Source organism: Micromonospora sp. H61, from assembly GCF_018070325.1.
Taxonomy (GTDB): Bacteria; Actinomycetota; Actinomycetes; order Mycobacteriales; family Micromonosporaceae; genus Micromonospora; species Micromonospora salmantinae.
Window position 1 is genome coordinate 1 of sequence record NZ_JAGPXY010000125.1, and the last position, 9,134, is coordinate 9,134.

8 protein-coding genes are annotated in these 9,134 nt (G+C 73.2%); 4 read left to right on the forward strand and 4 right to left on the reverse strand.

Features of this window, described 5'->3' with window-relative positions; translation table 11 throughout:
* The 3 genes from KBX08_RS31585 to KBX08_RS31595 all read left to right on the forward strand — a co-directional run.
* Positions 1–673: ATP-binding protein (locus KBX08_RS31585; RefSeq protein WP_247670405.1), on the forward strand; the 673-nt coding region annotated here is incomplete at its 5' end.
* Positions 674–717: 44 nt separating this feature from the next.
* Entirely contained in the window at positions 718–2,934 is a 2,217-nt protein-coding gene (locus KBX08_RS31590) for a glycosyltransferase family 39 protein (protein WP_210787428.1), read from the forward strand.
* On the forward strand, positions 2,931–4,193 hold the full coding sequence (locus tag KBX08_RS31595; RefSeq protein ID WP_210787429.1) for a dolichyl-phosphate beta-glucosyltransferase: 1,263 nt from the start codon (positions 2,931–2,933) through the stop codon (positions 4,191–4,193). The genes KBX08_RS31590 and KBX08_RS31595 overlap by 4 nt, the downstream gene beginning before the upstream one ends.
* A gap of 12 nt (positions 4,194–4,205) precedes the next feature.
* Here KBX08_RS31595 and KBX08_RS31600 read toward each other — a convergent pair whose 3' ends face one another.
* From KBX08_RS31600 to KBX08_RS31610, 3 genes are read right to left on the reverse strand one after another with little or no spacing between them, the layout of a single operon-like run.
* The gene (locus tag KBX08_RS31600) at positions 4,206–5,342 is read right to left on the reverse strand and encodes an aromatic acid exporter family protein (protein ID WP_210787430.1); all 1,137 of its coding nucleotides are present in this window, start codon (positions 5,340–5,342) and stop codon (positions 4,206–4,208) included.
* 47 nt (positions 5,343–5,389) lie between these two features.
* Positions 5,390–5,764, reverse strand: coding sequence for a sensory rhodopsin transducer (locus KBX08_RS31605; protein ID WP_112680675.1), 375 nt, complete (start codon positions 5,762–5,764; stop codon positions 5,390–5,392).
* On the reverse strand, positions 5,761–6,978 hold the full coding sequence (locus tag KBX08_RS31610; protein WP_210787431.1) for a D-arabinono-1,4-lactone oxidase: 1,218 nt from the start codon (positions 6,976–6,978) through the stop codon (positions 5,761–5,763). The genes KBX08_RS31605 and KBX08_RS31610 overlap by 4 nt, the downstream gene beginning before the upstream one ends.
* Positions 6,979–7,046: 68 nt before the next feature.
* Between KBX08_RS31610 and KBX08_RS34825 the strand changes: the two genes are divergently transcribed.
* A complete protein-coding gene (locus tag KBX08_RS34825) occupies positions 7,047–8,888 on the forward strand; it encodes a glycoside hydrolase family 15 protein (RefSeq protein WP_210787432.1) in 1,842 nt (613 codons plus the stop codon).
* A gap of 4 nt (positions 8,889–8,892) precedes the next feature.
* On the opposite strand, the gene KBX08_RS31620 is transcribed toward KBX08_RS34825, so the two are convergent.
* A partial coding sequence (locus KBX08_RS31620; protein WP_210787433.1) for an arginase family protein occupies positions 8,893–9,134 on the reverse strand: 242 nt, incomplete at its 5' end.

Consider the following 9,134-nt stretch of genomic DNA (forward strand, 5'->3'; position numbering starts at 1 on the left):
GGGTTGGCAGGTCCGCACCGCAGGCAACGGCATGGCGGCGCTGGGCACCGCCCGACAGTTCCAGCCGGACGCCGTGGTGCTCGACGTGATGCTGCCCGACCTGGACGGCTTCCAGGTGCTGCGCCGGGTGGAGTCGGAGAGCACCCGGATGACCAGCCTCGTCGACGACCTGCTGCTGCTGGCCCGCCTCGACACCGGCCGGCCGCTCGCTGTGGAGCCGGTGGACCTGACCGCCCTGGTGGTGGACGCGGTCAGTGACGCGCACGTCGCCGGCCCCGAGCACCGCTGGCAGCTCGAACTGCCCGAGGTGGCGATCCGGGTGCCCGGCGACGCCGCCCGGCTGCACCAGGTGGTGGCGAACCTGCTCACCAACGCCCGGGTGCACACCCCGCCCGGCAGCACTGTCACCACCACGCTGGCCGTCGACGCCGCCAGTGCCGTGCTCACCGTCGCCGACGACGGGCCGGGGGTGCCGGTGAAGCTGCAACCGGAGATGTTCGAGCGGTTCGCCAGGGGCGACAGCTCCCGATCCCGCGCGCACGGCAGCACCGGCCTCGGTCTCGCGATCGTCGCGGCGGTGGTGGAGGCCCACCACGGCACGGTCGGGGTGGACAGCCGTCCAGGTCGGAGCGTGTTCACCGTCCGGCTGCCGAATCCCACAGCTGACGCATAGTTCGCACACGGGGTCGCGCCAGGCGAGCCCTCAAGGCTGGCCGCATGGACAGAACCGAGACCCTGGTGCCGGCACCCGCCGAACCCGAGCCGCCAACTGCCGCACGCCCCGACGAGCACTCGCCGCCGACGCGCCGCTCGCCGGCCTGGGCCCGGCCCGCGCTGGCGATCCTGCTGCTCGCCACCGGCCTGCTCTACCTGTGGGGCCTGGACGCGTCCGGCTGGGCGAACTCGTTCTACGCCGCGGCCGTGCAGGCCGGCTCGGTGAGCTGGAAGGCGTTCCTCTACGGCTCGTCGGACGCCGCCAACTCGATCACCGTCGACAAGACGCCCGCGTCGCTGTGGCTGATGGCCCTGTCCGTACGCGTCTTCGGCCTGAACAGCTGGGCGATGCTCGTGCCGCAGGCGCTCTGCGGCGTCGCCTCGGTCGGCGTGCTCCACGCGACCGTGAAGCGCTGGTACGGGCCGGCCGCCGGTCTGATCGCCGGCGCGGTCCTCGCGGTCACCCCGGTGGCGACGCTGATGTTCCGGTTCAACAACCCCGACGCGCTGCTGGTCCTGCTGCTGGTCGCCGGGGCGTACGCCACGGTGCGCGCGCTGGAGACGGCCAGCACCCGGTGGATCGTGCTGGTCGGTGTGCTGGTCGGCTTCGGCTTCCTCACCAAGATGTTGCAGGCGTTCCTGGTGGTGCCGGTCTTCGCCGGCGTCTACCTGCTGGCCGCGCCGACCGGGCTCTGGCGGCGGGTCCGGCAGTTGCTGCTGGCCGGGTTGGCGGTGGTGGTCTCCGCCGGCTGGTGGGTGGCGCTGGTCGAGCTGGTGCCGGCCAGCGCCCGCCCGTACATCGGCGGCTCGCAGGGCAACAGCATCCTGGAGTTGACCCTCGGCTACAACGGCCTCGGCCGGATCACCGGCGAGGAGGTCGGCAGCGTCGGCGGCGGTGGCGCGCGGCCGGGTGGCGGCGGTGGCCCGTTCTCCGGGCAGAACGGCGTGCTGCGGATGTTCGGCGGCGAGATCGGTGGTCAGGTCTCCTGGCTGCTGCCGGCCGCGCTGATCCTGCTGGTGGTCGGCCTGCTGCTGGCCGGAAGGGCGACCCGCACCGACCGCACCCGGGCCGGGCTGCTGCTCTGGGGCGGCTGGCTGCTGGTCACCGGTCTGATCTTCAGCTTCATGTCCGGGATCTTCCACGCCTACTACACGGTGGCGCTCGCACCGGCGATCGGCGCGCTGGTCGGCATCGGCGTGACGCTGCTCTGGCGCGAGCGGCGACAAGCTTCGGCTGTCGCTGCGGTCGCCGAAACGTCAGCGGGTGGTTCGCTGCCCGCGTCCGCCGACGACGTCGTGGGGGGCACGCGGTGGCAACGCCTGCGCCCGCTCGCCGCCACGGCGACGCTCGCCGGCACTCTCGTGGTGACCGTGTGGTGGGCGTGGGTGCTGCTCGGACGCAGCCCCGACTGGTACCCGTGGCTGCGGACCACTGTGCTCGTCGCCGGCCTGGTCGGGGCGGTGTTGCTCCTGCTGGTCACCCGGCTGCCCCGCCGGGTGGTGCCGGTGGTGCTGGGCCTCGGCGCGGCGGCGGCCCTCGCCGGCCCGGTGGCGTACGCGGTGCAGACCGCCGCGACCCCGCACACCGGGTCGATCCCGAGCGCCGGCCCGTCCGTGGCGGGCGGGTTCGGCCGGGGCGGCTTCCCCGGTGGGCGACCCCCGGGTGGCATGGAGGTGCCGGCCGGGGGCCAGTTCCCCGGTGGCTTCCCTGGCGGGGGCCAGTTCCCGGGCGGGGGCCAGAACGGTGGCGGCCAGAACGGCGGTCAGCTGCCGGGCTTCCCCGGCGGTGGTCGCAACGGCGGGCCCGGTGCCACCGGCGGCCAGGGGCGCTCGGCCGGTGGGGGAATGGGCGGGCTGCTCGACGCCCGTGAGCCCAGCGCCGCGCTACGCGAGCTGCTGCAGAACGACAGTGCCGACTACACCTGGGTGGCGGCGACCATCGGCTCGAACAACGCGTCCGGCTATCAGCTCGCCACCGGCGAACCGGTGATGCCGATCGGCGGGTTCAACGGCAGCGACCCCTCACCGACCCTCGCGCAGTTCCAGCGCTACGTGGCCGACAAGAAGATCCACTACTTCGTCGGTGGTGGTGGCTTCCGGGCCAACGGCGGCAGCTCGGCCTCCCAGGAGATCGCCGCCTGGGTCGCGGAGACGTTCACGGCGCAGACCGTCGACGGGGTCACCGTCTACGACCTCAGCGCCGGTGCGGAGGCGTCGTGACCGCGCTGGGCGGACCACGGGCCGCCGTCCAGGCCCGACCGACGGCGGCCGTGCTGGACGTGGTGATCCCGGTCTACAACGAGGAGGTCGACCTCGGGCCGTGCGTACGGCGGCTGCACGCCCACCTGAGCGCGAACTTCCCGTACCCGTTCCAGATCACCATCGCCGACAACGCCAGCGTCGACGACACTCTGAAGGTGGCCGACGGCCTCGCCGGTGAGCTGCCCGGCGTCGAGGTGCTGCACCTGGACGCCAAGGGGCGGGGGAGGGCGCTCTCCGCAGCGTGGTCGGCGTCGTCCGCGCCGGTGCTGGCATACATGGACGTGGACCTCTCCACCGATCTTGCGGCGTTGCTGCCACTGGTCGCGCCGCTCATCTCCGGCCACTCCGACCTGGCTATCGGCACCCGGTTGGCGCGTACCTCCCGGGTGGTGCGTGGCGCCAAGCGGGAGGTGATCTCGCGGGCCTACAACCTGCTGCTGCGCGGGGCGTTGGCGGCGCGGTTCTCCGACGCGCAGTGCGGGTTCAAGGCGATCCGCGCCGACGTGGCCGTGGAACTGCTGCCGTTGGTGCGGGACACCGGCTGGTTCTTCGACACCGAGCTGCTGGTGCTGGCCCAGCGGGCCGGGCTGCGCATCCACGAGGTGCCGGTGGACTGGGTCGACGACCCGGACAGCCGCGTCGACATCGTGGCCACCGCCCTGGCCGATCTGCGTGGCGTGGGCCGGCTGGGCAGGGCGCTGCTGACCGGCGCGCTGCCCCTGGCCGACCTGCGCGCACAACTCGGCCGGGCGCCGCTCACCGCGCCGCCTGCACAGCCCGCCCAAGCGCTGCCGGGGCAGGCGCTGTCGGGGCAGGTGCCGGTCGGGTTGCCCCGGCAGCTGGTCCGGTTCGCGGCGGTCGGGGTGGCGAGCACGCTCGCGTACCTGCTGCTGTTCGTGGCCACCCGGGGTCTGCTCGGCGCGCAACCGGCGAACCTGGTGGCGCTGCTGGCGACCGCCGTGGCGAACACGGCCGCGAACCGGCGGCTCACGTTCGGCATCAGCGGACGCCGGCACGCCGCCCGGCACCACGCGCAGGGGTTGCTGGCCTTCGCCCTCGGTCTGGCGTTGACCAGTGGCGCGTTGGCGGTGCTGCACGTCGTCTCCACCGTACCGGCCCGGCCGGTGGAGCTGGCCGTGCTGGTGGCCGCGAACCTGGCCGCCACGGTGCTGCGGTTCGTGCTGCTGCGCCTCGGCATGCACCATCGGCGTACCTGAGGCGTCGACCGGTCAGCCGGCGGCGGCTTCGCGGACCAACCGGCGTGCCTCGTCCCGGGGCACGCCGGTGGCCCGCAGGAGGTCGTTGGCGGCGGTGCGCAGCTGGGAGACCACTATCGTCCCGGAGAATCCCAGGTCCTGCCGGCACGCCACGCCCGCCTCCCGGACCGCGCGCAGCACCCGCTCCCGGGCCTGCACCGGTTCCTGCCCGGCGACGAACTCCCGGTGCAGCAGCCGGACCGATTCGCCGAGGTGCTCCACCGCCGCGGGCAGGGCCGCCGGCACCGGTTCCTCGTCGCGCAGGGCGGTGCCGATCCGGCGCACCAGACCCCGGCTGTTGCGGAAGGCCCGTTCCATGTGCGTCACCCCGCGCCGGTACGCGGCGATCGCCCGGCGTCGTCGCCAGCGCACCGGGGAGAGCCGAACCACCTCGTCGGCGGCGGTCGTCACGGCGACGAGCTGTCGCAGTTGCGGGTCGGCGTCGCGCATCCGGTCCAACACCGCCCGCGCTCCGTCCCAGTCCGCCTCGGCCAGCGCCTGCGCGGAGGCCGTCATCTCCCGGGCGAACAGGTCCAGGGCGGGCTCGGCGGAGCGGCGCACCATCCGCATCGGGTTGAGGGGCAGCAGGACGAGCATCACGAACAGTCCGGCCGCTCCGCCGACCAGCGCGTTGACAGTGCGGGGCAGTTCCAGGTCCGGCGCGGTCGGGGTCAGCGTGGCGACGAGGACGGCGGTACCACCGGCCTGGGTCATCAGCGCGCCGGTGCCGCGTACCAGCACCGACGCCGCGATCGCCAGGAAGACGATCACACCGGTCTGCCACGGGCCGGTGCCGAACAGGCTGATCAACAGGTCACCCACGCCGATGCCGAGCACCACCCCGGCGACCAACTCCGGGGCGCGGTGAGCACGTTTGCCCAGCGACGCCGCGATGACGCCGACCGCCGCGGCCGGCGCGAACGTCGGCTCCGGGTTACCGAACAGCTCGCTGGCCACCAGCCAGGCCAGGGCGGCGGCCAGGCCGGCCTGGAGCGCCACGATCAGGTAGAGCCGGATCCGCTGGCCGCTCTGCCGGCCGGCCCGCGCGACGCGAGCCCGCAGGTTGCCCGCCGCCGTTCGCGCCCCGGTCGCCGCGGCCGTTGGTTTCATGGCCGGGGGTACCCGGCCCGGCCCACGAGCGAACCTGCGCCGAACCGTTACGCCGGGTACGCCATGGCCGCAGCGATCGCGACGACCCCCGGCAGCCGGCTGTCCTGGCGCAGGAACTGCACCACCACCGGCACCGTGGAGCGCAACACACAGCCGTACGGTCGGTCGAGCCGTACCGCTTCCGGGTCGATCAGGTCGTTGAGCCGAACATGTCGTACCCGGTGGGCGTCGACGGTGATGGCGTACGGGCCGACCGGCTCGGTGTCCTCGTAGTAGAGGTGCAGCTCGGCGTCGGCGCGGGTGCCGGTGGCGTTGAGGACGCACAGCTGATCGAAGCTGGTGAAGGCCGGCTCGGGGCCGTTGCTGGGGAACGGGATGTGCCCGCCCGGCACGACCCACACGCGGGCGCCGATCTCGGTCATCGGCTCTCCTCCAGCAGCCGGGCGAGGTCGGGGCTGAGGAACACCCCGTCCGGGTCGAGTCGGCGGCGAGCGTCCCGGAAGTCGTCCCAGCGCGGATAGAGGGGCCTCAGGTCACCGGCGGTCAACCAGTGCTTCTTGCCCCAGTGCGGCCGGCCACCGTACTGCCGGAAGACCGCCTCCATGTCCCGGAAGTAGTCCTCGTACGGCAGCGAGGTGTTCTGGAGGCAGGCGATGGTGGTGGTCGGCCGGCCGTACGCGTTGCTCAACCAGATGTCGTCGGCGGCGATGCTGCGCACCAGTACCCGCCAGCCGACAACAGTGCGGTGCCGTTGCAGGATCCGCCGCCGGACCTCGGCGAAGCAGGCGGGGAACGCCTCCGACGGCAGCATGTACTCGATCTCCTCGAACCGCAGGTGCCGCTCCTGCGGGATGGTGCGGTGGATCGGACCGGACCGGATCTCGTGGGGTGCGCCCCACGGGCCGGAGTCCGGCACCCGCGGCGCGGCCCACACCCGCACGTCGGAGCCCCCGTCGGTGCGGTTCAGGGTGCGGATCTGTGTCTCGTCGCTGCGCGGGTACCAGTAGAAGTCCATGTTGCGGTTGGTGTGCTGCAATTCGGCCAGGTGGTCGAGGGTCCAGTCGATGTGCGCGCACCACGCCCGGCGGTGCAACTCGTAGTGCGGTTGCACGTCCAGGGTGACCTGGGTGACCACTCCGAGAGCGCCCAGCGACAGCCGGGCCGCCGGCAACAGGTCCGCGTTGTCGTCGGCCGAGATGTCGAGAACCTCGCCGGTGCCGGTGACCAGGCGAACGCCGGTCACCTGGGTGCACAGGTTGCCGAAACCGATGCCGGTGCCGTGCGTGCCGGTGGCGGTCGCGCCGGCGATCGACTGGTAGTCCACGTCGCCGAGGTTGTCCATGGCCAGCCCGGCGTCGTACAACCCCTCACCGAGGGCCTTGAGCTTGGTGCCCGCCCACACCCGCGCCCGATCGGCGTCCTCGGTGATGACTCCGGCGAGCCGATCCACGCTGAGCAGGATGTCGTCGGTGCGCGCCAGTGGGCTCGACGAGTGGCCGGAGCCCACCGGGCGGATCGTCCTGCCGTCCTGGCGTGCCCGCACCACCAACTCCCGTACCGCGTCCTCGTCCGCCGGCTCGGCGAGCTCCAGCGGGGTGAACGAAAGGCTGCCGGACCAGTTGACGAACTGTCGCATCCGGCCGACTACCCGTCGGCGCGACCGGTAGTCGCGTTTCCGTGCCGGCCCGCCGGGTAAGGAGCCGCGTGCCGGCCTTCGGCTCCGCGAACACGCCGCCGATCGACTCGTACGCGTTCCTCTCCGACACCCACACCGGGGCGCTGATCGGCGCGGACGGCGTGGTCGACTGGTTCTGTGTGCCGCACTTCGAGGGTGACGCGGTCTTTGCGCGGCTGCTGGACCGTCGCGTCGGTGGCGCGTTCACCCTCTCCGTCGCCGCTGACGCCGCGCCGGTCCGCCGGTACCTGCCCGGCACCCTGGTCGTGGAGAGCGCGTACCGCGCCGCCGGTGGCAGCGCCGTCGGTCAGGACTTCCTCGCCGTACGGGCCGGTGATGCCGCACAGCCGTTCCGCGCGGACAAGCTGTTGGTGCGCCGCCTGCACGTGCGTGCCGGGTCGATGCGGGTGCGTGCCGAGGTGACGCCACGCCCCGGGTACGGCGCCCGCGCGGTCGACTGGCACCGGGACGACGACCAGTGGGTGGCCGCCGAGGCGGGGCTGCGGCTCCGCTCGGCGCTGCCGTTTCGGGTCAACGGCGCGACGGTACGTACCGAGGTGGTGCTGCGCGCGGGGCAGACGATCGACGTGCTGCTCGGCTACGGCCCGGGCCGCATCGACGAGGTCGACCCGGCCGACCTGCTGGAGCAGACCTGCCGCACCTGGCGGGAGTGGTCGGACCGCGCCGACTACACCGGCCAGGGCAGCGAGCAGGTGCGGCACAGCGCCGCCGTCCTGCGGGGCCTGTCGTTCGACGAGACCGGGGCGTTGCTCGCCGCGCCCACCGCCTCGCTGCCCGAGGAGATCGGCGGGGTCCGCAACTGGGACTACCGCTACACCTGGCACCGCGACGCCGCGTTGCTGCTGCTCGCCCTGTTCCGGTTGGGCCACGCCGAGGAGGGTCGTCGCTACCTGCACTTCCTGCTCACCACGTGCGGCGGGGCGGGCGACGTCCTCAGCCCACTCGTCGGGATCCACGGGGTGACCCGCGAGGAGGAGATCCTCGATCACCTCGACGGGTACGCCGGCTCGCGGCCGGTGCGCATCGGCAACGAGGCCGCCGAGCAGCTCCAGTTCGACACGTACGGGCACGTGCTCGACGCCGCGCTGTCGTACCAGCAGCTCACCGGGGAGTTGACCGGCGCTCAGTGGCAGGTGCTGCGCCGGCACGTCGACACCATGGCCACCCGGTGGCGGGAGCCGGACCACGGCATCTGGGAGATCCGGGGGCCGCTGCGGCACTACGTCAACTCGAAGATGATGGCCTGGGTCTGCCTCGACCGGGGTATCCGCCTCGCCGGCCTGGTCGGGGACCACGACGCACCAGTGCAGCGGTGGAGCGGGGCACGCGACGCCGTGCACGCCGACGTCATCGAGCGGGGTTTCGACAGTGGCGTCGGCAGCTTCGTGCTGGCGTACGACTCGACCGAACTCGACGCGTCGTTGCTCCGGATGCCCCTGGTCGGGTTCCTTGCCGGTGGCGACCCGCTGGTGGTGGCCACCGTCGACCGCATCCGGCGGGATCTCGCCGTCGCCCCGGCGCTCATCCGCCGGTACACGGCCGACGACGGGTTGCCCGGCGAGGAGGGCGCGTTCCTGCTCTGCTCCTTCGAGCTGGTCTCCGCACTGGTCCTGGCGGGGCGACGCGAGCAGGCCGCCGAGCTGTTCGACCGGCTCTGCGCGTACGCCGGGCCGCTCGGCCTGTACGCCGAGCAGCTCGACGCCGATGGCACCGCTCTGGGCAACTACCCGCAGGCCTTCACCCACCTCGCGTTGATCGAGGCGGCGCTGAACCTCGATGGCGCCGGCGACCGCGACGCGCTGCACGCGTGGGCGGAGCGCACCGCGCGACCGGGAACGGCCGACGGCTGACCGGTCAGCCGACCAGCATCTCGGTGAGGACCTCGACGACGCGTCGGGTGTGCCGCCCGTCGGGGTCCTCGTCGGTGTTCAGGTCGGTCACGCTCATCCCGAGCAGCCGGTCGGCGCGGGCCAGCGGCGTGACCAGCGCGATCAGGTCTGCCCAGCGCGGGCCGTCCGGTTCGGGGTAGGTCACCGCGGGCAGGTCGCGCGGGTCCACCACGTCCAGGTCGAGGTGCAGCCAGGCCGGGCCGTCCC